General features: G+C 46.6%; 21 protein-coding genes. 7 read left to right on the top strand and 14 right to left on the bottom strand.

The features are described from left to right. Window positions 1–111: 111 nt before the first annotated feature. The 11 genes from FSU_RS07385 to FSU_RS07335 all read right to left on the bottom strand — a co-directional run bounded on the left by FSU_RS07385 (window position 112) and on the right by FSU_RS07335 (window position 10,646). Complete coding sequence (locus tag FSU_RS07385) at window positions 112–1,056, bottom strand: LysR family transcriptional regulator (RefSeq protein ID WP_014545834.1); 945 nt, start codon at window positions 1,054–1,056, stop codon at window positions 112–114. Window positions 1,057–1,199: 143 nt separating this feature from the next. Beyond that, window positions 1,200–2,411, bottom strand: a complete 1,212-nt coding sequence (locus tag FSU_RS07380) for a MalY/PatB family protein (RefSeq protein WP_014545833.1) — start codon at window positions 2,409–2,411, stop codon at window positions 1,200–1,202. A 122-nt stretch (window positions 2,412–2,533) separates the two neighbouring features. Then, window positions 2,534–3,337: an ABC transporter ATP-binding protein gene (locus FSU_RS07375; protein WP_014545832.1), complete on the bottom strand. Its 804-nt coding sequence runs from the start codon at window positions 3,335–3,337 to the stop codon at window positions 2,534–2,536. Continuing rightward, complete coding sequence (locus FSU_RS07370; RefSeq protein ID WP_014545831.1) at window positions 3,331–4,293, bottom strand: ABC transporter permease; 963 nt, start codon at window positions 4,291–4,293, stop codon at window positions 3,331–3,333. Before FSU_RS07370 ends, FSU_RS07375 begins: the two co-directional genes overlap by 7 nt. Window positions 4,294–4,362: 69 nt before the next feature. Further along, window positions 4,363–5,349, bottom strand: coding sequence for a PLP-dependent cysteine synthase family protein (locus FSU_RS07365; RefSeq protein ID WP_014545830.1), 987 nt, complete (start codon window positions 5,347–5,349; stop codon window positions 4,363–4,365). Between the two features lie 15 nt (window positions 5,350–5,364). Continuing rightward, on the bottom strand, window positions 5,365–6,453 hold the full coding sequence (locus FSU_RS07360; RefSeq protein WP_014545829.1) for an ABC transporter substrate-binding protein: 1,089 nt from the start codon (window positions 6,451–6,453) through the stop codon (window positions 5,365–5,367). A gap of 168 nt (window positions 6,454–6,621) precedes the next feature. Continuing rightward, on the bottom strand, window positions 6,622–7,719 hold the full coding sequence (locus FSU_RS07355; RefSeq protein WP_014545828.1) for an ABC transporter substrate-binding protein: 1,098 nt from the start codon (window positions 7,717–7,719) through the stop codon (window positions 6,622–6,624). Between the two features lie 16 nt (window positions 7,720–7,735). Beyond that, on the bottom strand, window positions 7,736–8,488 hold the full coding sequence (locus FSU_RS07350) for a hypothetical protein (protein ID WP_014545827.1): 753 nt from the start codon (window positions 8,486–8,488) through the stop codon (window positions 7,736–7,738). 243 nt (window positions 8,489–8,731) lie between these two features. Then, window positions 8,732–9,718 carry a PLP-dependent cysteine synthase family protein gene (locus FSU_RS07345; RefSeq protein ID WP_014545826.1) on the bottom strand — a complete coding sequence of 329 codons (987 nt, stop codon included), beginning with the start codon at window positions 9,716–9,718 and terminating at the stop codon, window positions 8,732–8,734. Between the two features lie 15 nt (window positions 9,719–9,733). Further along, window positions 9,734–10,234 (bottom strand): GNAT family N-acetyltransferase, encoded by a 501-nt coding sequence (locus tag FSU_RS07340; protein ID WP_014545825.1) that lies wholly within the window; start codon window positions 10,232–10,234, stop codon window positions 9,734–9,736. Window position 10,235: 1 nt separating this feature from the next. Next, entirely contained in the window at window positions 10,236–10,646 is a 411-nt protein-coding gene (locus tag FSU_RS07335) for a NifB/NifX family molybdenum-iron cluster-binding protein (RefSeq protein WP_014545824.1), read from the bottom strand. A 403-nt stretch (window positions 10,647–11,049) separates the two neighbouring features. Between FSU_RS07335 and nifH the strand changes: the two genes are divergently transcribed. The 7 genes from nifH to FSU_RS07295 all read left to right on the top strand — a co-directional run bounded on the left by nifH (window position 11,050) and on the right by FSU_RS07295 (window position 19,183). Then, the gene (gene nifH, locus FSU_RS07330) at window positions 11,050–11,895 is read left to right on the top strand and encodes a nitrogenase iron protein (RefSeq protein WP_014545823.1); all 846 of its coding nucleotides are present in this window, start codon (window positions 11,050–11,052) and stop codon (window positions 11,893–11,895) included. Window positions 11,896–11,921: 26 nt separating this feature from the next. Further along, window positions 11,922–13,526, top strand: a complete 1,605-nt coding sequence (locus FSU_RS07325) for a nitrogenase component 1 (protein WP_015731913.1) — start codon at window positions 11,922–11,924, stop codon at window positions 13,524–13,526. 17 nt (window positions 13,527–13,543) lie between these two features. After that, window positions 13,544–14,896 carry a nitrogenase component 1 gene (locus FSU_RS07320; RefSeq protein ID WP_014545821.1) on the top strand — a complete coding sequence of 451 codons (1,353 nt, stop codon included), beginning with the start codon at window positions 13,544–13,546 and terminating at the stop codon, window positions 14,894–14,896. A gap of 443 nt (window positions 14,897–15,339) precedes the next feature. Beyond that, on the top strand, window positions 15,340–16,551 hold the full coding sequence (locus tag FSU_RS07310) for a hypothetical protein (RefSeq protein ID WP_014545820.1): 1,212 nt from the start codon (window positions 15,340–15,342) through the stop codon (window positions 16,549–16,551). 17 nt (window positions 16,552–16,568) lie between these two features. Further along, window positions 16,569–17,597, top strand: a complete 1,029-nt coding sequence (locus FSU_RS07305) for an ABC transporter substrate-binding protein (RefSeq protein ID WP_014545819.1) — start codon at window positions 16,569–16,571, stop codon at window positions 17,595–17,597. Between the two features lie 9 nt (window positions 17,598–17,606). Beyond that, on the top strand, window positions 17,607–18,422 hold the full coding sequence (locus tag FSU_RS07300; RefSeq protein ID WP_014545818.1) for an ABC transporter ATP-binding protein: 816 nt from the start codon (window positions 17,607–17,609) through the stop codon (window positions 18,420–18,422). Further along, window positions 18,419–19,183, top strand: a complete 765-nt coding sequence (locus tag FSU_RS07295) for an ABC transporter permease (protein WP_015731912.1) — start codon at window positions 18,419–18,421, stop codon at window positions 19,181–19,183. The genes FSU_RS07300 and FSU_RS07295 overlap by 4 nt, the downstream gene beginning before the upstream one ends. Before the next feature lie 78 nt (window positions 19,184–19,261). Here the strand turns inward: FSU_RS07295 and FSU_RS07290 are convergent, their stop codons facing one another. Genes FSU_RS07290 through FSU_RS07280 form a run of 3 tightly spaced genes read right to left on the bottom strand, consistent with a single transcriptional unit; the run spans window position 19,262 to window position 22,247 of the window. Next, window positions 19,262–20,131 carry a class I SAM-dependent methyltransferase gene (locus tag FSU_RS07290; RefSeq protein ID WP_014545816.1) on the bottom strand — a complete coding sequence of 290 codons (870 nt, stop codon included), beginning with the start codon at window positions 20,129–20,131 and terminating at the stop codon, window positions 19,262–19,264. A 36-nt stretch (window positions 20,132–20,167) separates the two neighbouring features. Continuing rightward, a complete protein-coding gene (locus FSU_RS07285) occupies window positions 20,168–21,079 on the bottom strand; it encodes a PLP-dependent cysteine synthase family protein (RefSeq protein ID WP_014545815.1) in 912 nt (303 codons plus the stop codon). A 10-nt stretch (window positions 21,080–21,089) separates the two neighbouring features. Continuing rightward, a complete protein-coding gene (locus FSU_RS07280) occupies window positions 21,090–22,247 on the bottom strand; it encodes a trans-sulfuration enzyme family protein (protein ID WP_014545814.1) in 1,158 nt (385 codons plus the stop codon). Between the last annotated feature and the right edge of the window lie 7 nt (window positions 22,248–22,254).

The raw sequence follows: 22,254 nt of genomic DNA, 5'->3' as shown, positions 1-22,254 counted from the left end.
GGCAAATATGAGTTTGTCCAATACTTTATTTTTAGCGTGTTTTATAGGTTTTTGCTATAACAAAAAACGCCCATCGATGATGGGCGTGATGCAATGAGTTTGTTCGCTTGATTAGGCGTTTGGATTGTGCTCGGCGGTGTATGCCTTGAGATATTCTTCCATCTCGCGGATGTAGATGCGGCAGATGGTGCTGAGCATAAAATTCTTCTTGGTGATGTAGCCGATTTCCATAGAGCGGTCGTCTTCGCCTTTCGCGTCCTTGAACGGCACGGCAACGTAATCGGAACCGTTGATTTCTTCGCTAATGATGCCGGAGCAAAGCGTGTAACCGTTGAGACCCACCATCAAGTTGAGCATTGTGGCGCGGTCGTTTGCCTTAATGGTTTTGTGGTACTCGTTTGTACTCAAGATTTCTTCGGCGAAGTAATAGTTACCGCTTTCGCCCTGTTCAAAAGAAAGGCACGGGTAATCCGAAAGGTCTTCAAGGTTCACGTAAGGCTTGTTGGCGAGTGGATTGTTTTTCCACATGTAGGCGTAAGCCTTGCAATCAATCAGCTTTTGGAAAACGAGATCGTGTTCCTTGAGCAAATACGTGATGTACTTGCGGTTGAAATCGCTCAAGTAGATGATGCCGATTTCACTGCGGAGGCTCGTCACGTCATCGATGACTTCTTTGGTCTTTGTTTCGCGGATGGCGAATTCGTAATCATCAATGTTGAACTTTTTGGCCATGTTCACGAAGGACTTGACGGCGAAGGAATAGTGCTGTGTCGAAACGGCGAAACGCTTCTTCTTCTGTTCTTCCTTGCTGTAGCGTTCGAGAACGGACTCGTAATGGTTGTAGAGCTCGTTCGCGCGGGCGATGAATTCTTCGCCTTCGGGCGTGAGCGTGATGCCTCGGCTTGTGCGGTTGAAAACGGTGATGCCGATTTCATCTTCGAGCTCGCGGATGGCTGTCGTGAGAGATGGTTGGGATATGAACAAGGATTCGGCGGCCTTGTTGAAGGAGCCTGCTTTTGCAATCCCGATGGCGTAACGTAATTGTTGTAGTGTCATGTTCTGTTTATATCCCTTTATAGTTACGTGGTAAATATAAGAAATTTAATAGAAGAATCCTATACGTATTGTAGGAATATTAAAAAAAGAAGAAACCCCCAGGTGGATTCTAGGCTTCCTGGGAGCTTCTCGATGTGCGTAGCCTATGTATTGAACGCAACTTTTAGTCTATCGAGTGCCTCGACCAGGATACTTCGTGGACAAGCAAGGTTAAGCCGCTGGAATCCTTCTCCGTTGTTCCCGAAAAAGATCCCGTTGTTGAGCCACAGTCGCGCCTTGTTGCGGACGCGATCTTGGATTTCGTCTGGCGAAAGTCCTGTCCCGTTGAAGTCTATCCATGCGAGGTAAGTCGCTTCCATTGGCACAAGCTTGACGCCTTTCAGATTTTCTTTAATAAATTTGTCTGTAAATTCAATGTTGCCTTTGATGTACTTGAGGAGGGCATCGAGCCAGACTTCACCTTTGCTGTAGGCGGCTTGCGTCGAGACGATTCCCTGGATGCTGACTTGGCTATAACCGGTGGCAAAGATTTGCTTGCGGAACGCGCGACGGATTGATGGATTCTTTATGAAGGCGTGTGCGATTTGGATGCCTGCCAAGTTGAATGTTTTTGTTGGCGCCGTGACGATGATGGATTTGTTGGCCAGTTCTTCGCTTATGGAGGCGAATATGGTGTGCGTACCTTCAAAGACGAAATCGCTGTGGATTTCATCGCTCACGACGATTACATTATGCTTGAGGCAAATCTCTCCGAGGCGTGTAAGTTCTTCGCGAGTCCAGACGCGGCAAACGGGATTGTGCGGGCTGCAAAGCAAAAAGAGCTTGATATTGTTTTCGACGATTTTCTTTTCGAAATCTTCAAAGTCAATGTGATAGCGACCGTCTTCGCCATAAACGAGGTCGTTACTGACAACTTTGCGTTCGTTGTCTTCGATGACGTCAACAAAGTGCATATAGACCGGCTGCTGGATAAGTACTCCATCGCCAACGTTTGTGAATGCTTTTATTGCCATGCCAAGCGCGAACATCACACCGGGAATCTTGATAATCGATTTGCGGTCTTCTATATCATAGTGGTGTCGGCGGCGGTAGAAATTTTTGACAGCTTCGTAGTAGTCTTCTTTGGGTTCGCTGTACCCGAAGATTCCATATTCGGCAACGCGGGTCAACTCATCTTGAATAAACGAAGATGTCTTGAAATCCATGTCGGCAACCCAAAGCGGGAGAAGACTGTATGGATCTTCACCTGGCTTTACAACACGGCGTTCAATAGCAAAATCGTATTTGATAGAGTTGGTATGGCGACGCTCAATAACGGTATCAAAGTCTAAATTTCGTTCTTTAATTTCTGACATGGCGAGTCTCCCTTGCAAAATTTTGCAGTTGTAGGCTTTTCACGCCGGCACATAATATAGAAGGAATTGATATTTTTGTCCAATATTATATTTCTAGCACCTTTTATAGATTTTGACTATAGCTACAAGTAGTATTCCGGTTCCTGAATCTTTCCTGCAAAGTTTAGCAGTTCGAGAATCTTTTTGCGGTATTGGATGAACGTGTCCTGTGTTCGTGCGCGCGGGAACGGGAGTTCGATTTTGATGACCTGCTCGATTTTTGAGGGGCGGGCCTTCATCACGACAACGTAGTTGCTGAGGTAAAGCGCTTCGTCGACATCGTGCGTGACCATCACCATCGTGGTCTTGTACTTTTCCCAAAGGCGGTGGATTTCGTCTTGCATCGCCATGCGCGTGAAAGCGTCCAGTGCACCAAGGGGCTCGTCCAAAAGGAGAATATCCGGGTGGCCGACTAGCGCTCTTGCAAGGCTTGCTCGCTGATTCATGCCGCCGGAAAGTTCGTGCGGGTATGATTTTTCGAATCCCTTGAGCCCGACTGTTTCGATGAATTCGTCAACGTCTTGCTTGTGTTCCTTGTACACGTGGCGGGCCCTGAGCCCAAGCGAAATGTTGTCGCGGATGTTGAGCCATGGGAAAAGTGTTGCTTGCTGGAATGCAAAACCGCGATCGGCACCGGGCTTCGTAATTTTTTTGCCATCGACAAATACGCCGCCCGAGGTGGGTTCGGCAAGTCCTGCGATTTGTCTCAAGAGCGTTGTCTTTCCGCAGCCGGATGGACCGATAAGGCTCACGAAACTGCCTGCGGGAATGTCGAGATTGACTCCATTCAAGGCGGCGACGGTTTCGCCTTCGTTACTGATAAATGTCTTTACAAGATTATCAATGTGGATTGCGCCTTTTACGTTTTCGATATTTTCTGCTACCATTTCAAAGTTCCCTTTTGCCAATTCAAGATTTTATCGCGCAATTTAAAGAGCAAGGTGAGTATGAGCATGCAGTAAACTGCAATGACGATGATTCCTGCGTAAACACCGCTATAGACGAGCATGGCCTTTTGCCAGGAGATGTACCAGCCGATACCGTATTTGACGCCGAACATTTCTGCGGTCATGAGCGCCAAGAATGCACTGATGATGCCGTAGAATACGCCAAGGAAAATGGAGGGCATGGCGGCCGGGATGCCGACTCGGAAAATCTGGAAAGCGCTGCTTGCGCCGAGCGTGCGTGAAACTTCAAAATAGGCTTTGGGGACAGCCTGTATTGCAGAGCTCGTCATAAGCGCAACCGAGAACCAGACGGAAAGTGCAATGATAAAAACGCTTGCGCCAAAAGTTGTCGGGAAAATTGTCAACGAAATCGGAATCCAGATTGTTGCGGGAATTGGGCCTATCAGCTTGATGTAAGGGTTGATCCAATAATTGAACTTTTTGTTGAATCCAAGGAGAACACCTGTGATAAAGCCGAATCCGGCACCGTAGAGGAATCCTGTGACTAAAAGTTTTGTCGAGTGCCAAATGCACTTGAGGATGATTTCGTAGCCTTCGAAAAACTGGGCGAGAATGTTGTCGTATTTCGGGAAAAACAAGACGGGGAAGAGGGCGAGCTTTCCGATGACAATGTCAATGATAGCGACGACGATTCCGACGCCTCCCCAAAACGCACCGGAATATTCTAGGCCTTTCTTCAATTTTTTGACAAAGGTGGAGACAATGCCGAGGATGAATGTAGTGGCCAAAAAGAAATACAAAATCCAGGTGTAGTAAGCTTCTTCAGCTTCTGGGTGTTCGTCGCTGTCTTCAATAAGCAAGTGGATGGCAAGTGCGACAATAACACCTAAAAAGGGTAAAAATCTTCTTAATGTGTTTATTAGTTTATTCTTCATTTAAACTCCTTGAATAAAAAAGCTCCTCCCCTTGTGAGGTCACGGGAAGGAGCTTGTACACAATGAGTCTTACTTCTTCAATGCGTACACCTTAGTGGAAAGGTACTTGAATCCGTTATCAGCTGTAATAACGACAATGTTCTTTCCTTCGTTTTCAGGACGTGCAGCCACGATGGAGGCGGCATAGATGCCTGCTGCACCGGATGTTCCGAGAAAGAGACCTTCCTTTTCGGCGAGTTCGTGGGCAACGCCTGTAGCCTGGAGCGTAGAGACTTCAATGTATTCGTCATAGATCGAAGAATCGTTCAGCAGAGGAGGCGGTTCTGGAACGTTTGCGAACGGGGCAACACCATCGATCACGCCATGTTCTTCAGCTTCCGGGGTGAAGAAGCGGGAATCCGGAGTGGCCTGCACACCGACGATTTTCACGTTCGGATTGTGTTCGCGGAAGTACTTGGAAAGACCATTGAGCGTTCCGCCCGTGCCTGCCATGGAAACGATAAAGTCTACCTTGCCATCCGTATCGGCAACGATTTCCGGGCCGGTGGTGTAGTAATGGGCGAGCGGGTTGTTTTCGTTTTCAATCTGGTTGATGAAGAATGCATTGTGTTCTTCGGCATACTTGCGGACGTCGGAGAGCAAGACGGCAACAGAGAAGGAGCCTTCCTTCAGGAGTTTGCTTACGTTCGGAAGGGCGTCGTAACCGAGGAGCGTTGCTCCATAGGTCTTGATCACTTGTATGCGTTCTTCAGAACCACCCGGTTCAAAGAAAACGGTGAGTTTGTAGCCCTTGGCAGCGGCGATAGCGGCAAGGCCGATGCCCGTGTTGCCGCTTGTGATTTCAACGATTTCTCCACCCGGCTTGAGCTTGCCTTCGCGTTCGGCTTCTTCAATCATTCTGAGGGCTGCGCGGTCCTTCACGGAGCCGGACGGGTTGAAGTATTCGAGTTTTGCCAGGATATGGCCCTTGGCATTGTGATTCTTTTCAAAATTGTGGAGCTCCAGCAGCGGAGTGTGGCCGACGAGCTCGGTAATGGAATGGTGAATATTGGACATTGTTACCTCTCTTTTTTAAATGTTTTTCACAAGAGATTTTGGCTCTTCGAAATTTTCTGTGAATTTATCGGTGGCCTTATCATAGGAGTAGCCATCCGGAATTTTGATACCCTTTGATTCGAAGTCAGCAAAGTGACTCTTGACGAACTTTTCGATGTTCAATTTTTTCTTCAAGACGCCCGTCTTTTGAAGCTCTGCAGCGACGATATTGAACGTGCGGAGCGCGGCCTTGCGGGAAGGAATGTGACCGTAGCTTTCGAGCAACTGGGCGTTGAATTCTTCACTGCCAGAAACGACATCCTTCGAGAGCTGGAGTCTTGCGGCTTCGCGCGGATTGCTGTTCACGAATGCGGATCCGCGAGCGACAGCGCGCGTGTAAGCGGCGGCACCTTCCGGATTTTCCTTCCAGAGCTTGAGTGTCACGAATGCGACGCAGCAGTATTCTACGGCAAATTTCGGATCGATTGCGGTGTCGAGCAACTTGCGCAAGCCATATTCTTTTTCGGCGGTTGCTGCGGTTGGATCATGAAGGGCGATAATGTCAACGGCACCTTTTTCAAGGGCAATCGGCAAGTCGCTTGCACCATAGACGATGAATTCAACATCCGCTTCCGGGCCGTCTGCGACGATACCTAGATCGCGAAGCTTGCGTCTGAACGACATCACGGAACTATCGGATAAACCGATAACGCCTACCTTGGTTTTACGTCCCTTCAAATCTTCCAACTTTTGAATCGTCGATTTTTTGGTGACGTAATACTTGGTGCAACCCGTATGAACACCAGTGACAAAGACGATAGGGAGCCCGTTTTGAATGGGCTGAAGTTCGGTGGCGAGCAAGTCGTTCCCTGCGTCGACTTTGCCTGCGACGATGAGCTCGTTCACAGAATTCTTTCCGGCATCAACAGGAACCATTTCGAATTTCTGACCAATCTTTTTGAATTCCTCGTCAAAGTAACCTTTGAGCCAAGCGACATGAACCGGGGCACTACACAACACACCAGTATAGTGTGCGATTCGGACTGGTTTGAAATCGGCAAAAGCGCTTGTTCCGAGGAGGAGGGCGCTTATGAGCGTAGTCTTAATGATGCTTCGTAAATTCATTTTTAATTCCCTATTTTTGATTGTGAAAAGGTATAAATCACTTTTTCTAAATCAAAGATGTTTTAAAGATGGAAAAACAAAATAATTCAAAAATACTTTGTTCTAATTTTGTTCGTATATTGGGCGCTATAGGCTATGGTTATATAAACCTAGTTGCGCTCCTACTTTTTAGTTCTCAACGATATTTTTCGCTAAGGTTTTCGGTTCTTCGGTCGTTTCTGTAAATGTGCCTGTATCCTTATCGTACTTGTAACCGTCAGGAACGTGAATCCCCTTAGACGCAAAATTGGCAAAGTGGTTTGTGATGAACTTTTCGATGTTCAACTTTTTCTTGAGTACGCCCGTTTTTTGGAGTTCCGTGGCGACGGTTCTGAATGTGCGAATCGTTGCTTTGCGGGATGGAATGTGGGTGTAGCTTTCAAGCAGTTTGGTGTTGAAATCTTCGCTTCCGGGGACGATGTCCTTTGCAAGCTGGAGTCTTGCTGCTTCACGCGGGTTAGCGTTGATGAATGCGGAACCGCGAGCGACTGCACGTGTGAATGCGGCTGCACCTTCTGGATTTTCTTTCCAAAGTTTGAGGCTCACGAATGCGATGCAGCAGTATTCTACGGCAAATTTCGGATCGGTGGCGGTGTCCAGAAGCTTACGGAAACCGTATTCTTCTTCGGCTGTTGTTGCGGTCGGATCGTGAAGGGCGATAATGTCCACGGCTCCCTTTTGGAGTGCCAATGGCAAGTCGCTTGCGCCATAGACAACGAATTCGATATCCGCTTCGGGGCCATCGGCGACAACACCAAGGTCACGGAGTTTTCGCTTGAATGTCATAATTGAACTGTCGGACAATCCAATGACGCCAATTTTGCTTTTGCGCCCTTTCAGGTCCTTGAGTTTTTTGATGGTCGATTGCTTTGTGACGTAGAACTTGGTGCAGCCTGTGTGTACGCCTGTTACAAAGATAATCGGGAGCCCGTTTTGGATAGGCTGAAGTTCAGTGGCGAGAAGTTCATTACCTGCGTCCGCTTTCCCAGCGACAATCAAGTCGTTGACGGAACCGGAACCTTCGGCAATCGGTACCATTTCGTATTTTTGCCCGATCTTTTTGAACTCTTCGTCGAAAAATCCTTTGAGCCATGCGGTATGAACCGGAGCACTGCACAACACTCCTGTGTAATGTGCGATTCGAACTGTTTTAATTTCGGCGAAAGCGCTTGCTCCGAAAAGCAGAGCGCTTATAAGTGTTGTTTTAATGAGGTGTTTGAAATTCATTATTGCGGCCTCCTTTTTAGAAGCTGAATGTTGTTTGGAAAATGTAGCCGGATTGATAAGCGCCATGTGCGGCGTATTCAACATCAGTGTAAAGCGTCAGATTGACGTTCTTGTTAACGTTGTAAGAAATGCCGGCCCAGAAAGAAATGTTGGAGGCTCCCGTTCCGGATTCGGATTTGTCTTCGTTCTTTGAATCTGTCAACTGGCTCGTAAATACAAAGCCTGTAAACGGAGAAATACCGGAGCTGAATGCATAATAGAATTCAAAACCATAATCAGCAACGAGACCGCGTTGGACTCCATCATGCTTGAAAGGAACGGTCAAGCCAAATTCATTACCGATACCGAACTGTTCGGAGATGGGCAAGAACCATTGAACACCGCCCTTGAGGCTAAATTCCTGGCTGGAAATTTCTTTTTTTCCGGCGGGAATGTTGGCGTCTAAGAAAACGGAGAAGTTGGGATTGAATGCGTATTTTGCACCCACGCTAAAGTCCTTGAATCCGTCACCTTCTTTTGTTTTGTCATTCGGATCGGCAAAAAGCTGGTAGCCGAGACCGGTGAGGCTCAATTCTAATCCTTTGACGACTGTATAGCGGGCATTCAAGTCAAAAGATGTGGAATGGAAATCTCCGTTGTACCAATAGTTTGCCTTGATTCGTGCTTGACCCTGATGTTCGTCGAGAACAGTGTAATAATCCCATTCAGCAAATGAACTGACAGTGGCAAGGGCAATAACGGAAATAATTTTTTTTGCATTGATATTCATTGATAAACTCCTTGTTTGTTTTGTTTTTTAATGTCGGATTAAAAGTAAAAAGCACTTTTGCGCAGTCAAAGAGTTTTGTCAATTGAAAAACAAAATAATTTAAAATTATTTTATTCTAATTTTGTTTAAGTATTGGGTGCTATCGCTCGCAATTATACGTATTGATTTATGTTATCGGAACTTATAAAAATACTCCTTCCCGCGTTAACGAGAAGGAGTATTAGGAGTTTTATGCGATGAGTCTTACTTATTCAAAGCATAAACTTTTGTGGAAAGATATTTGAACCCGTTATCGGCTGTAATAACGATGATGTTCTTGTCTTTATTTTCAGGACGCGCTGCGACAATTGAGGCTGCGTAAACGCCTGCTGCACTTGATGTACCCAGGAAAAGCCCTTCGTGTTCGGCAAGTTCGTGCGCTACAGCTTTTGCCTGTAATGTAGAAACTTCGATGTATTCATCATAAATCGAGGAATCCGTCAAAAACGTAGGAGGTTCCGCGACGTTTGCAAATGGTGCGACACCGTCGATAACGCCATTCTTTTCGGCTTCTGGCGTGAAATAGCGGGAGTCCGGAGTCGCTTGCACACCGATAATTTTAACATTCGGATTCTTTTCGCGGAAATATTTTGAAAGCCCGTTCAGTGTTCCGCCTGTGCCTGCCATCGAAACGACAAAATCTACTTTGCCATCGGTATCTTCCCATATTTCAGGCCCTGTGGTATTGTAGTGGGCGAGGGGATTGTATTCGTTTTCGCACTGGTTGATGAAAAATGCGTTGTGCTCTTTGGTGTACTTTGTGATGGCCTCGATAACGATGTTGTCGCAAATTGTGCCGTCTTCAAGAGCTTTTTTCAATTCGGGAATATCTTTGTAATCGAAAAGCTGCGCGCCATAAGTCTTGATAACTTGAATGCGTTCCTTGGAACCGCCGGATTCAAAGAAAATAGTGACTTTGTACCCTTTTGCGGCTGCGATGGCGGCAAGAGCAATGCCTGTGTTTCCACTCGTGAGGTCAACGATTTCTCCACCCGGTTTCAGTTTCCCTTCGCGTTCGGCAGCTTCAATCATGCTGAGGGCGGCGCGATCCTTGACAGAACCTGTAGCGTTGAAATATTCGAGCTTTGCCAAGATATGGCCTTGGGCGTTGTGGTTCTTTTCGAAATTGTGAAGTTCAAGAAGCGGTGTATGCCCAATAAGTTCTGTAATAGAATGGTGGATATGTGACATGTTTACCTCTCTTTGTTAAAACGTCAGTCGCATTTGATTCCAGACAACGTTTCCGTGAGTCGAATCTGCCGAAATACCTTCATCAACAAAACCAATTTTGGCGTAATAATGTACGAGCTTTTCTTTGCAAGTGAGAACAACGCCACGTCTGCCTTCTACTTTTGCATTTTGAACGAATAATCTCAATAGCTTTTCTGCGCAACCTTGATGGCGGTATTCGGGGATAGTGTTGACTCCGAATATCATTTGCCATGCTCCGTTTGGATTGTGCATACCGGCGTCTTCGTACATTTTGTCGTTCAAATCGGGAATGTCCGTTACAAATCCGTCTACGAATGAAATCAGCTTATCGCCATCGAACATCAGTAAAAAATAGTCCGCATAGCGTTCCAAACGCTTTTGGAAATCTTCATGTTTTGCAGCTTCTGCTGGCGGAAAGCATGTTGCTTCCACTGCGGCAATCGCATTGCAATCGGATAGCGTCGCTTTTCTTATCGTAAATTTGCTTAGACTCATTTTAGTCGTTGTGATTTGATTTGAATCGTAATGCGCGTTCTGCGATTTTGTTTCTGTAAATGTTGATTTTTGCAATGGCTTCGCTGATGGGGAGCGCAATATCGAATGCACGTACATTGAAGCGGGCCAATGATTGTATAGCTTGCGGACCAAGCTGTTCGCAAAGCACGTAATCTAAATCGGCTAGATTCTTGGCTGCTGCATACATCGATGAATGCTGAACTTCGCGCTGGCCACAAGTGCCGTCTCCGCAAGAACCATCGCAATGTTCCGGCTTTAAACGGACTTCGACTTTCTCATATTTTCCGCTTGCTTCGTCAACTTCATAGATGTCAAATGCGGCTGCGTGTCCAAAGTGAACATTGACATTTACTCCGTCATTCGTGGCAACTGCTACTTTGTATTTAGCCATGTAAAAAAGCCTCCTTAACGCAGATGTAAAATGAACCACGAAGATGAATTTTCTACGTGGCTAAACTCCCGGCGTACCGGTTTAGTTTATATAAAAGAACGGTTACCTAGCGTTCTGTATTCTTTTAAATTTTTGCTTCTGTTACGAAGTCCCGCATAATTTAAAAAGCGTAATAGGTAAATGCAATATAAAACCCTGTTTGAACAATAAATAAAGTTCGATTTTCTTGATTGCGATAGAAACTAAATGAATTGGGTGATAAAATGAAACTATAGCAATGTTGTAAATTGGATTTTTTTGAACGGAATGGGCTAAAAAAGTATTGAAAAGGGTAGACGCAAATTCTAAAATTTCGCAAACCTAGCGTTTCTGTAGGTAAATAAACCTAAGGAGACATTTCATTATGGCAAAACGTTTACGTCAGATCGCAATCTACGGTAAGGGTGGCATCGGTAAATCCACTACGACCCAGAATTTGACCGCAGGTCTTGTAGAGCAAGGTAAACATGTTCTCGTTGTCGGTTGCGACCCGAAGGCTGACTCTACTCGACTCTTGCTCGGCGGCCTCCACCAGAAAACCGTGCTCGATACCATTCGCGACAACAAGACAGAAATCCAGCTCTCTGACCTCGAAAAGGTCGGCTTCAAGGGCGTGCGCTGCGTGGAATCCGGTGGCCCGGAACCGGGCGTGGGTTGCGCTGGCCGCGGTATCATCACTTCCATCAGCATGCTCGAACAGCTGGGCGCTTACACCGAAGATCTCGATTACGTGTTTTACGATGTGCTCGGTGACGTTGTGTGCGGTGGCTTCGCCATGCCGATTCGTGAAGGCAAGGCCAAGGAAATCTACATCGTGGCTTCTGGCGAAATGATGGCCCTCTACGCTGCGAACAACATTTGTAAGGGTATCGCAAAGTATGCCGAACGCGGCGAAGTTCGCCTCGGCGGTATCATCTGCAATAGCCGTAACGTCGATAACGAACTTGATTTGCTCCGCGCATTCACCAAGGAACTCAACACGCAGCTCATCCAGTACGTGCCGCGCAACAACATCGTGCAGCAGGCAGAAATTCGCAAGAAGACTGTGATTGATTTCGAACCGAACTGCAACCAGGCCAATGTCTACCGCGAACTCGCGAAGAACATCGACGAAAATGAACTCTTCACCATCCCGACGCCGATGACGCAGGACCGCTTGGAACAAATTCTCATCGACTACGGCATGATGGAAAAGGACTACTCCATTTAGCGAGAACCGGCAGGAGGTAAAAATCTATGGCATCAACTAACATTAATTTAAATATGACCTCGGTCGAAAACCGCGAATATCGACTGGGTACCATTATCGGTTGGGACGGCAAAGCCAGCGACTTGATCAAGGAATCTGCCTACGACGAACGCAGCGCGAAAAAGCACGGTGGCTGCGCAGGCAAGGGGGCCGGCTGTAAGCTTTGCGAATTGCAATCTCCGCTCAACCAAGAAACCATGTGTTCCAACGCTATTGTCCAGTGCCAGGTGGGCAACCTCACGGACTGCGCTTTGATTGACCATTCTCCGATCGGCTGCAGCGGCGAAAACTCCAAATTCAACCTTTCTATGCATGTGGGCCTTAAGCGTCGTGGCAAGCCTTTGCAGAATACTTTGAACATCAGCACCAACCTGAAAGAACAGGACATGGTGTTCGGTGCTTCTGAAAAGCTTCGTCAAACGATTCGTGATGCAAAAGAACGTTTCAATCCCAAGGCTATTTTCATTGGCATGGCTTGCGCTACCGCTATTATCGGTGAAGATATTGACTCCATCGCCGAAGAAATGGAACCTGAAGTTGGCGTGCCTATAATTCCGCTGCACTGCGAAGGCTTCCGTTCCAAGCATTGGTCCACGGGCTTCGACATTGCATTCCATGGCGTTCTCCGTCAAATCGTGAATCGCCATCCGACCAAAAAGCAAAATGACTTGCTCAATATTGTTGCTCTTTGGGGAACGGACTATTTCTCTGAAATGCTTGCTCCGCTTGGGCTCCGCGTCAACTACCTCTTGGATACTGCATCTTTCGATGAAATCCGCCAGGCTTCTGAAGCTGTTGCAACCGCTACTTTCTGCGATACTTTGGGTGGCTACATGGCCACCGCACTTGAAGAATCCTTCGGCGTTCCGCAAATTGATGCTCCGCAGCCGTACGGTATCAAGGGCACTGACGAATGGCTCCGCGCTATTGCAAAAGTTGTTGGCAAAGAAAAAGAAGCTGAAGAATATATCGAAAGTGAACATAAGCGTATTGCTCCGAAGCTCGCTGAACTTCGCGAATTTTTCAAGGGCAAAAACGGCATCGTAATGACGGGTTCTGCTTATGCTCACGGCCTTATCAGTGTTCTTTCGGAACTCGGAATAGGCCACGATGCAGCTCTCGTGTTCCATCATGACCCCATTTACGATGGCGCTGGAAAGCATCAAGACACCTTGAAGGAACTTGTGGAAACTTACGGCGACATTCCGCACTATACTGTAAGTAAGACTCGCGCCTTTCAGCTTCCGCAACTTTTGAAGCGTGCCAAGACGGACTTCTTGCTCATTCGCCATCCGGGCCTTGCATCTGTCGCGGGCCACCTCGGATTCCCGACCCTCACCATGGGCGACGAACATATTCCGGTGGGCTACGATGGTATCCTCCGCATTGGTGAAATGCTCAAGGGCGTTCTTTCACGTACAAAGTTTAACCAAGTTCTCAAGCGTAATGTGAAACTCCCGTATTCTGATTGGTGGCTTGCTCAGGACGATCCGTTCTATTTGACGCATCACCCAGAAGCACTTAACGACCTTCCTGAACCGAGAAATCTCAAGTTCAGCAAAGGCAAAGAATCTAATTCAGAAAACGCATAATAAGGGAGATTTCGAAAATGTCAGAAGCACTTAAAACAAAGAAAAAAAGCAATTCTATTTCGGACCCCCGCTATTCTTGCGCAGTTGGTGCGTCCAATACGGTTGTCGGCATCAAGGGTGCAGTTCCTATAGCCAACTGCTCTCCGGGTTGCCAGCTTAAGCAAACCGCATTCCTCACTTTTGAAAACGGCTTCCAGGGCAGCATTTTCGCTGGTGCTGGTAACATGCCGAGCGCAAACTCCACCGAAAACGATATCGTGTTTGGCGGCATCAAGACTTTGGATCAGTTAATCAAATCGACACTCAAAGTTTTCGATGGCGACCTTTATGTTGTTCTCACGGGTTGCGTGGGCGGCCTCATTGGTGATGACGTCCCCAGCTTGGTGAATGAATATCGCGATTTGGGCTACCCGATTGTGGCTGTGGATACCGCAGGCTTCAAGGGCAATAACCTTTTCGGTCACGAAGAAGTGGTAAACGCTATTGTCGATCAGTTTGTGGGCGATTACAAGGGTGAACGCAAGAAGGGCCTTGTCAACCTTTGGTTTGAAGTTCCGTATTACAACCAGAACTGGCGCGGTGATTACCAGGAACTTGCCCGTATTCTCCGTGGCGCTGGTTTTGAAGTGAATGTGCTCTTTGGACCTGAAAATAACGGTGTCAAGGATTGGTTGCGCATTCCGGAAGCTCAGTTTAACTTGGTGGTCTCTCCGTGGGTCGGCGTGAGAAATGCTGAACACCTTGAGAAAAAATATGGTCAGCCGTTCCTCCATATTCCTGAAATTCCAATCGGTGCCGAAGCAACTGCTGCATTTATCCGCAAAGTTGTTGATTTTGCCGGAATCGATAAGGAACAGAGCGAAAAGTTCATTGAACAAGAAAATGGTATTTATTACTACTATTTGGAACACTTCTCTGAATTCTTTGCTGAATACTGGTACGGTATGCCGAGTGAATTTGCAATTACTGCTGATTCCGCTTACACGCTTGCCTACACCAAGTTCCTTGCCGACCAAATCGGCCTTATTCCGCGCAAGGCGATTATCACGGACGATCCTCCGCAGAAATTCCGCAAGACCATCGAAGATGCTTTCCATAACATCAGCGAAGGTGTCGATGTTGAAGTGGAATTCGAAGAAGATGGCTACTTGATTGAAAAAGCTATCAAGGAAGTTGATTTCTCTTCTGGAAAGCCGTTGATTCTTGCTTCTTCTTGGGAAATCAATCTTGCCAATGATAAGGGCGCTTTGTTCTTTGAAATTACGCCTCCGTCCAGCGAAACTTTGATTATCAATCGTAGTTTCGTCGGTTATAAGGGTGCGCTTAATTTGCTTGAAAAAATTTATAGCGCATCCGTTGGCGGAAAATAATAAAAAATGCCGTAAAAAGTTGACCCCGGCACTGTGGCCGGGGTGACAGAAGAGAACGTCATGCCCGACTTGATCGGGCATTTCCTTTTTTATAATGCTCGTATGATAAACTCCGGCGGGAATCTATTGTACATGTATAGGCTACTGCTATTTGAGTTTATTTTGTATAACTATACTTTATATGTAAATAAATTTCTTATATCGTGTGATAAAAATAAAGTATTTTACAAATCATTTTTTCTTTTCTAATTTAAGCGTTGCATTCGAGAACATTGTGTTCCGAAACTTCCACAAATCAACACGAGGATACCTATATGTGTTGTAGCTGTAAATTCTCCAATAACTAAGCCAAAGCCATTTTAAATGGCTAATCGGCAATTTTAAAAGTGCGCAGAATATTGCTCTGCGTGGTTACTAAACTCATAAAAAATAGGAGTTTCTCCATGAATTTCAATATTAAAAAATCTATAGCTCAAATTGTTCTTTTGTCTTCAATTACTGCAATTGCTGCTGAACCTATTGCTGTTACCACGAAATCTGGCGTAAGTGCTACACTCTATGGTTTTGCGTCTTTGAACGCCGCCTACGAAGATTCCAAGAGCAATAATGGCAACTTTGCAAACTTTGCTGCTCAATCGGATATTGCCAACAAAAACGATGGTGGCTGGCATTTCACGCCGAACCTCACTCGAATCGGTTTGAATCTTTCGAGCGGTAGCGATACTTCGTTCCTCAAGGTGAACGGTAAAATCGAAGTTGATTTCTACGGTGGCGGTTCCGGTAATGCGCCTGTTCCACGCCTCCGTCATGGTTACGGCGAAATTTCTTTTGGCAAGTCCGGTTTCTCCATTTTGGGCGGTCAGACATGGGATTTGATTTCTCCCCTCGTGACTCCAACGATCAATGCTGGCGTTCTTAACAACTCTGGTGATCCGGGCCTTCGCAGAGCACAACTCCGACTGACCGAAAAAGTTCCTGTTGGTAATGGCTCTTTAGACTTTGCTGTTGCTCTTGTTCGCACTATCGGCGAAACGCAGCCGTACAACACTTCTTCTGCTTCAGAGACCGGTGTCGATGCAGACGTTCCTACCATTCAGGGACGCATCGGTATTGCCATTCCGCTTTGGGTTGAAAATAAAAAGTTCGGTTTAGGTATTTCTGGTCATTATGGCCAAGAAGAAGTTGACTTGGATGCCACTGGTGATACTAAGGATATTCCCTCATGGTCTTTTAACGTCGATTTGACTCTCCCCATCACAAGCAACTTTACCTTCCTTGGTGAGTATTTTGTCGGTGCTAATCTCGATACATACGCAGCCGGTATTGGACGCGGACTGGTTTCGAATACTGAAGACCCCGAAAGCGTAAGAAGCATTGGTGCTTACGGTGGATGGATTGCCTTGCAAGCCAAATTTATCCAAAAGTTGGCCTTTAATGTGGGTGCCGGACTTGACAAGCTAAAACGTGAAGATATTAGAAAAGCCGGTGGCCGTGAACAAAACTTCTCGTTCTTTGCCAATACGACCTACAATTTGACAGACGCATTCTCGTTGGGATTCGAATACCTTCGCGTTCAAACGGATTACTTGACCGCCAATACGGTAAAAGAAGCGGACCTGAATCGTTATCACCTTTCTGCAACTTACGCCTTCTAACAAAGGAGAATTCTACAATGACTCAGAATAAATTACATACTCAAATTGCATCGGCATTCCTGTTCGTTCTCGCCTGCGTGACTTCCACAATCGCCGCAGACAAACTTTCCATCGGCTACCTTTCTTCTACGGGCCAGGGGAAATTCTTCATCGCAAAAGATGCTGGCATTTTCAAGAAGAACGGCCTCGATGTGGAATTGGTAGAATTTTCGAATTCTGGCGATGGTATCGCTGCTGTTCGTGCCGGAAAGCTCGATGCTGGTGCATTTGGCTCTCTTGCTCCGCTCATCCATGTTTCGCAGGGTGCTGATATTCGCGTCATTGGCGGCCTCATGGGTGGCGACCAAGCTGTAATCACCCGCAAGGAAAATGCAGGCTCCGTCAAAAAACTGAGCGATCTCAAGGGAAAGAAAATCGCTACAATCCGTTTGGGAACAGCGGATGCCATTGTTCGCGGAGGCCTCAAAAAAGAAGGTATTGACTGGCGTAAGGATGTTACTATTGTAGAACTCAAGAATCCGCCTGCAGTTATCGAAGCGGTAAAGAACGGAAGCGTTTATGCAGGCGTGACCTGGGGCCCGCACGATCTCCGTGCCGAAGAAGCCGGCCTCTCCGTAGTGCTCCGCAGCAAGGACATCAATCCCGGTCATATTTGCTGCCGCCTCATTGCATCGCTCCGCAAACTTGAAGGCCGTGACGACATTTACAAGCGCTTGGTCAAGTCGCTGATTGAAGCCGAAGAACTTGTCGCAAACGATCACAAGAAGAGCGTTGAAATTATCGCAAAGTGGATTAAGCTTGATACGGCTCTCGTCAACAAGGCTTTCTACAGCGGTTACGTGACGCAGGATACCGACCCGAACGTGAAAGGCGTTGAATTCTTCTGGGATTTCTTGAAGGATGCGGAGTTCATCAAGTCCGACAAGAAGGTCTCTCAATACGTTCTCACGAACTACTATCGTGACGCTCTTGCAGAACTTCGCAAGCAAAAGCCCAAATCTGAATTCTACGCGCAGGCCGAAAAGATTTTCCTATCTAGAAATTAAGGAACTAAAATGACTCAAATACAAAGTGGTTTCGAAGCGACTAATCTCGTTTTTTCCTATGATGGCAAACCCATCCTGAAAGACATCAACTTGAAAATCAAACCAGGCGAGTTTGTATGTTTATTAGGCGAAAGCGGAAGTGGCAAGACCACTTTGCTGAATCTTCTCGCTGGGCTGACCAAGCCAAATGAGGGCCATGTCTATTGGAACGGGAAGGAAATTGAAAAGCCTTCTTCTGAAAGGAGCGTGGTCTTTCAGGACTACACTCTTTTTCCTTGGCTTACGCTTCTACAGAACGTTTCTCTTGCCATTAAAAAGACGAAAAAGGTCAAGGGGAGTTTTGCAAAACATTTGGCAGAAGAATACCTGAATTTGGTTGGGCTTTCGGGAAGCCTTCATAAATATCCCTTTGAACTTTCGGGCGGTATGCGTCAGCGCGGGGCCATTGCAAGAGCGTTGAGCGTCGGCGCAGATGCCCTTCTTTTGGACGAGCCTTTTGGTGCGCTTGATCCTGTAAATCGTGCAAGCCTTCAAGATTTGGTTTTGGAGCTTTGCCGAGGCTCTAAAGACCGTGCAATTACGACTTTGTTTGTGACGCACGACATTCGCGAGGCCGTTTATCTCGGAAGTCGAATTATCGTTTTGGGATCGACGCCAGGCCGTATCATCGCAGATATTCCTTTGGATTTTCCAGTGAAAAAGAGCCGTAGCGAATGGTTTCGCAACGAAAAAGTCCAAAAGACAATCGTTGAAATTGAAGAAGCTTACCACAAGGACATCCTTGAAAAACTCGGGCATACCGTACAGGAGGGCGCAAGTATATGAGAATTTTTGTGAAATATCTATCTAAATTTTCAGGATTTTTATTCCTTCTGTTCTTGATTGGAATCTGGACGTTCATCAGTAGTGGCCCGGAATGGAGCAGCCAATACTTGTTCCCATCGCCAAAAGCGGTTTTGACGGCGCTTTTCAATTCTCGCGAGGAGCTTTTGCGCAGTGCGTGGTCGTCGCTTTTGAAACTTGTCCCTGCTTATTTCGCGGCTGCCGTCGTCGGAATCTCTCTCGGAATTGTTTCGGGGTCTGTCCCTTGGGTGGGTACTATGCTAAAGCCCATTTCACGATTCGCGGCTCCGATTCCGCCTAACGTTTACATCCCTTACGCCATTGCGATTTTGCCGACATTTTACTTGTCCTCTACTTTCATTATTTTCATTGCGGCCTTTTGGCCTATCTACTTGAATACCGCCGCGGGTGCTGCGGACATTCCTGAAAAGTACAGGCGAAATGCCGCCATTATCGGCATCGGTCGCTTTGAATACTTGTGGCGAATTGCATTTGTTGCAAGCCTTCCGTCCATATTTTCTGGGCTTTCCGTAGGCATGGGACTTTCGTTCATCATGCTCACCGTTGCTGAACTCTTCGGCGAAAATACAGGCCTTGGACACTTTGTGCAATTCTACGCTGACTATTCCGATTACCCCAACATGGTTGCGGGAATTTTGTGGACTGGCATTGTCGTCCTTGCGATCATGGAATTTTTTGAATTTGTAAAACGCAAGGTGCTATTCTGGACGAAGGCGAATTAAGTCGACGAGTGTTATATTAACGTGCTTTTGAATAACCCGGATGCAGAATTTTGCAGCCGGGTATTTTGTATGGATTTTTTACAAACCGCAATACATCAGATGAACGCCCTCGAATGCGGACAATCCAGTTGATGCACTGAAAAAGGCTTCGTCGATATCTTTAGGAGAAAGGTCGTGACAATATTGGATACCCGATTTCCTGGCCAAATTGTCAACTTGAACGGGATCGTATCCGTCAACCATACACTCGCCGCACGATGCTGTTATTTGTTTTAAGCGGCTGATTTTGGTTGTGCTGTCCGCACTGTCCCGCTCTTTTTCATAGTAATCGAATACTATTGCACTATTGGGTGCTGCTATCTTAGAAATTTCCGCAATCGTCTTGAAAAAGATTTCAATAGGAATGTAGTAGGACACGCCGAGAATCGAAAAGACGGAGCGTTTTTTCGGATTAAAACCAGCGTTTGTCAATCTGCTGATGATGCTATCCTTGTTGAAATCGATTTCTACAAAGTGAACTTTGGGACGCCTCTTTGTGAAAAGTTGTCGCGTCCGCTCGATTTTGAAAACTTGTGTTTCGTACAGATCCAGTTCAAAGACATCGACGTTTTGACTTTTGTTCCTAAGCGCAAAGGAATCTAGGCCCGCACCCAATAGAACGTATTGCACATCTCCTGTTTTCTGCTTGGCATCGACAATATCTTCTGCAAATCGATTTCGTGGAAGAATGATGGGGAGAAGGTATTGGTCAATAAAATCCTTAGCCGGGTAATCTTTGGACTTCGACTTTTTTGCAGGAAGGAACTGCCTTGCAAGATTGCGTGCGTGGCGATATTCCTTCAAACCCACAAAATCCTGTGCAAATTCGTCTTCAAAAATTTTTTCACTTTTAGCGTGAGTGTGGACAGCTCGGGCAAGAGCGCATAAAAGCGCAGTTTTGCTAATCATAAACTTGTGCACTCTAATTAAAGATGAATTTTTATGTTATTTGTATAAACCTTTGCTGAAGTAACGATCGCCACGGTCTGGGGCTACAAAGACAATGTTCCCGCGAGCGCCCGATGCAATCAGTTTCTTGGCTGCTGCGAAAGCGCCGCCCGAAGAAGATCCCGCAAAAATTCCCTCTTTTTGCGCGAGTTCACGGGAACCACCGAAAGCGTCGTCATCGTTAATTTTGATGACGCGGTCTACAAGCGTCATGTCCATAGTGTCTGCAATAAAATCGTTTCCGATTCCTTCGATATTGTAGTCGCCATGTTCGCCACCGCCCATTGTAGAGCCTACAGGGTCAGCGAGCACGCCTTGAATTTTGGGGTTGCGTTCCTTGAGCGCCTTGAGAATGCCCGAGAACGTTCCGCCGCTTCCTGCGCCTGCAACAACATAATCAACGTTGCCATCGAGATCATCGTAAATTTCAGGTCCTGTCGTTTCATAATGGGCCCGCGGATTTGCCATGTTGTGGAATTGTCTGAGAGAAATGGAATCCGGAATTTGCTTCAGCAGTTCTTCTGCTTTCTTTTCGGCGCCGAGCATGCCTTCTTCACGCGGGGTGTTGATGAGTTCTGCGCCAAGCGCACGCAAAAGCGTCTGCTTTTCTTGCGAAAATTTTGTCGGTACTACAAAAATGACACGCACTCCGCGGTTCAATGCTGCAAATGCAATTCCAAGCCCGGTATTGCCTGCGGTTGCTTCGATAATTGTTCCGCCAGGTTTGAGCGTCCCTTTGGCGAACGCGTCTTCGACCATATAAAGGCCGGCGCGGTCTTTTACGCTGCCCGAAGGGTTCCACAATTCAAGCTTTACGAATAAATTTACACCTTCAGGAACACCAACATGATTCAATTTTACAAGCGGCGTTTTCCCAATGAGAGATTTCATGGATTCGTAGTAATGCATATCTTGTTCCTTATGCTTTTGCGGCTTCAATGGCTGCGTTAACATCTGCGATGATGTCGTCAACTTTTTCAATGCCCACGGATAAGCGAATGAGCCCGTCAGTGATGCCGACTTTTTCGCGAATTTCCTTTGGGATAGATGCATGCGTCATTGTGGCTGGATGGCACACGAGGCTTTCGACTCCGCCCAAGCTTTCAGCAAGAGAAACGAGTTTCAGAGCTTTGAAGAATTTTTTGATATCGTAATTTTCACGAAGTTCGAACGAAATCATAGCGCCACCGTTCTTGGCCTGTTTCTTGTTGATTTCGTAGCCTTGTGCTGTCGGGAGTCCCGGATAATACACGTGCTTTACGGCTTCGTGCTTTTCGAGATACTTTGCGATGGTTTCGGCATTTTCAGTATGACGATCCAAGCGGACGCCAAGCGTCTTGATGCCGCGAATTAAGAGGAATGAATCAAAAGGTCCGAGTACAGCACCGGTTGCGTTCTGCGTAAAAGCGAGTCTTTCAGCGAGTTCCTTGGAATTGACAACAGCAAGCCCTGCCACCAAGTCGCTGTGACCGCCTAAATACTTTGTCGCAGAATGCACGACAATGTCAGCACCCAATTCAATCGGACGCTGCAGATACGGCGTCATAAATGTGTTATCGACAATGGTCAAAATGTTGTGCTTCTTGGCAATTGCGGCAACGCCTGCCAAGTCTGTTACCGTCAAGAGCGGATTTGCAGGGCTTTCGACAAAGAATGCTTTCACATCGGGTGTTATTTTGGATTCAAGCAATTTCAAATCGGTCGTGTCTTCGATGGAATAAGTAATTCCGAGATTCTTGAAAACTTTGTCCAAAACGCGGAAAGTGCCGCCATAGACATTGCTCGAAATGATGATGCGGTCTCCTTGCTTAAAAAGCGAAAGGACGGTTGTTGTTGCAGCCATACCGCTTGCAAATGCAAAGCCTGCGACTCCTCCTTCGAGTTCTGCAATCAGCGTTTCCAATGCTGCGCGCGTCGGGTTCCCTGTGCGGGAATATTCCCAACCCGTGTTTTCACCAAGGCCTGCCTGCTTGTAGGTGGAAGTCTGGTAGATAGGGACGTTTACAGCTCCTGTAGTTTTGTCGCCATCAATGCCGCCGTGAATGAGTTTTGTTTCGATATTGTTGAAGTTTGACATAAGATAA

Source organism: Fibrobacter succinogenes subsp. succinogenes S85 (genome assembly GCF_000146505.1).
GTDB classification, from domain to species: Bacteria; Fibrobacterota; Fibrobacteria; order Fibrobacterales; family Fibrobacteraceae; genus Fibrobacter; species Fibrobacter succinogenes.
The sequence above is the reverse complement of the archived record's forward strand: the minus strand, read 5'-3'. Positions and strand labels throughout refer to the sequence as shown.

Excerpts from the sequence above, each read along its gene's own strand:
- FSU_RS07385 (WP_014545834.1), bottom strand. The coding sequence starts at position 1,056 with ATGACACTACAACAATTACGTTACGCCATCGGGATTGCAAAAGCAGGC.
- FSU_RS07380 (WP_014545833.1), bottom strand. The coding sequence starts at position 2,411 with ATGTCAGAAATTAAAGAACGAAATTTAGACTTTGATACCGTTATTGAG.
- FSU_RS07375 (WP_014545832.1), bottom strand. The coding sequence starts at position 3,337 with ATGGTAGCAGAAAATATCGAAAACGTAAAAGGCGCAATCCACATTGAT.
- FSU_RS07370 (WP_014545831.1), bottom strand. The coding sequence starts at position 4,293 with ATGAAGAATAAACTAATAAACACATTAAGAAGATTTTTACCCTTTTTA.
- FSU_RS07365 (WP_014545830.1), bottom strand. The coding sequence starts at position 5,349 with ATGTCCAATATTCACCATTCCATTACCGAGCTCGTCGGCCACACTCCG.
- FSU_RS07360 (WP_014545829.1), bottom strand. The coding sequence starts at position 6,453 with ATGAATTTACGAAGCATCATTAAGACTACGCTCATAAGCGCCCTCCTC.
- FSU_RS07355 (WP_014545828.1), bottom strand. The coding sequence starts at position 7,719 with ATGAATTTCAAACACCTCATTAAAACAACACTTATAAGCGCTCTGCTT.
- FSU_RS07350 (WP_014545827.1), bottom strand. The coding sequence starts at position 8,488 with ATGAATATCAATGCAAAAAAAATTATTTCCGTTATTGCCCTTGCCACT.
- FSU_RS07345 (WP_014545826.1), bottom strand. The coding sequence starts at position 9,718 with ATGTCACATATCCACCATTCTATTACAGAACTTATTGGGCATACACCG.
- FSU_RS07340 (WP_014545825.1), bottom strand. The coding sequence starts at position 10,234 with ATGAGTCTAAGCAAATTTACGATAAGAAAAGCGACGCTATCCGATTGC.
- FSU_RS07335 (WP_014545824.1), bottom strand. The coding sequence starts at position 10,646 with ATGGCTAAATACAAAGTAGCAGTTGCCACGAATGACGGAGTAAATGTC.
- nifH (WP_014545823.1), top strand. The coding sequence starts at position 11,050 with ATGGCAAAACGTTTACGTCAGATCGCAATCTACGGTAAGGGTGGCATC.
- FSU_RS07325 (WP_015731913.1), top strand. The coding sequence starts at position 11,922 with ATGGCATCAACTAACATTAATTTAAATATGACCTCGGTCGAAAACCGC.
- FSU_RS07320 (WP_014545821.1), top strand. The coding sequence starts at position 13,544 with ATGTCAGAAGCACTTAAAACAAAGAAAAAAAGCAATTCTATTTCGGAC.
- FSU_RS07310 (WP_014545820.1), top strand. The coding sequence starts at position 15,340 with ATGAATTTCAATATTAAAAAATCTATAGCTCAAATTGTTCTTTTGTCT.
- FSU_RS07305 (WP_014545819.1), top strand. The coding sequence starts at position 16,569 with ATGACTCAGAATAAATTACATACTCAAATTGCATCGGCATTCCTGTTC.
- FSU_RS07300 (WP_014545818.1), top strand. The coding sequence starts at position 17,607 with ATGACTCAAATACAAAGTGGTTTCGAAGCGACTAATCTCGTTTTTTCC.
- FSU_RS07295 (WP_015731912.1), top strand. The coding sequence starts at position 18,419 with ATGAGAATTTTTGTGAAATATCTATCTAAATTTTCAGGATTTTTATTC.
- FSU_RS07290 (WP_014545816.1), bottom strand. The coding sequence starts at position 20,131 with ATGATTAGCAAAACTGCGCTTTTATGCGCTCTTGCCCGAGCTGTCCAC.
- FSU_RS07285 (WP_014545815.1), bottom strand. The coding sequence starts at position 21,079 with ATGCATTACTACGAATCCATGAAATCTCTCATTGGGAAAACGCCGCTT.
- FSU_RS07280 (WP_014545814.1), bottom strand. The coding sequence starts at position 22,247 with ATGTCAAACTTCAACAATATCGAAACAAAACTCATTCACGGCGGCATT.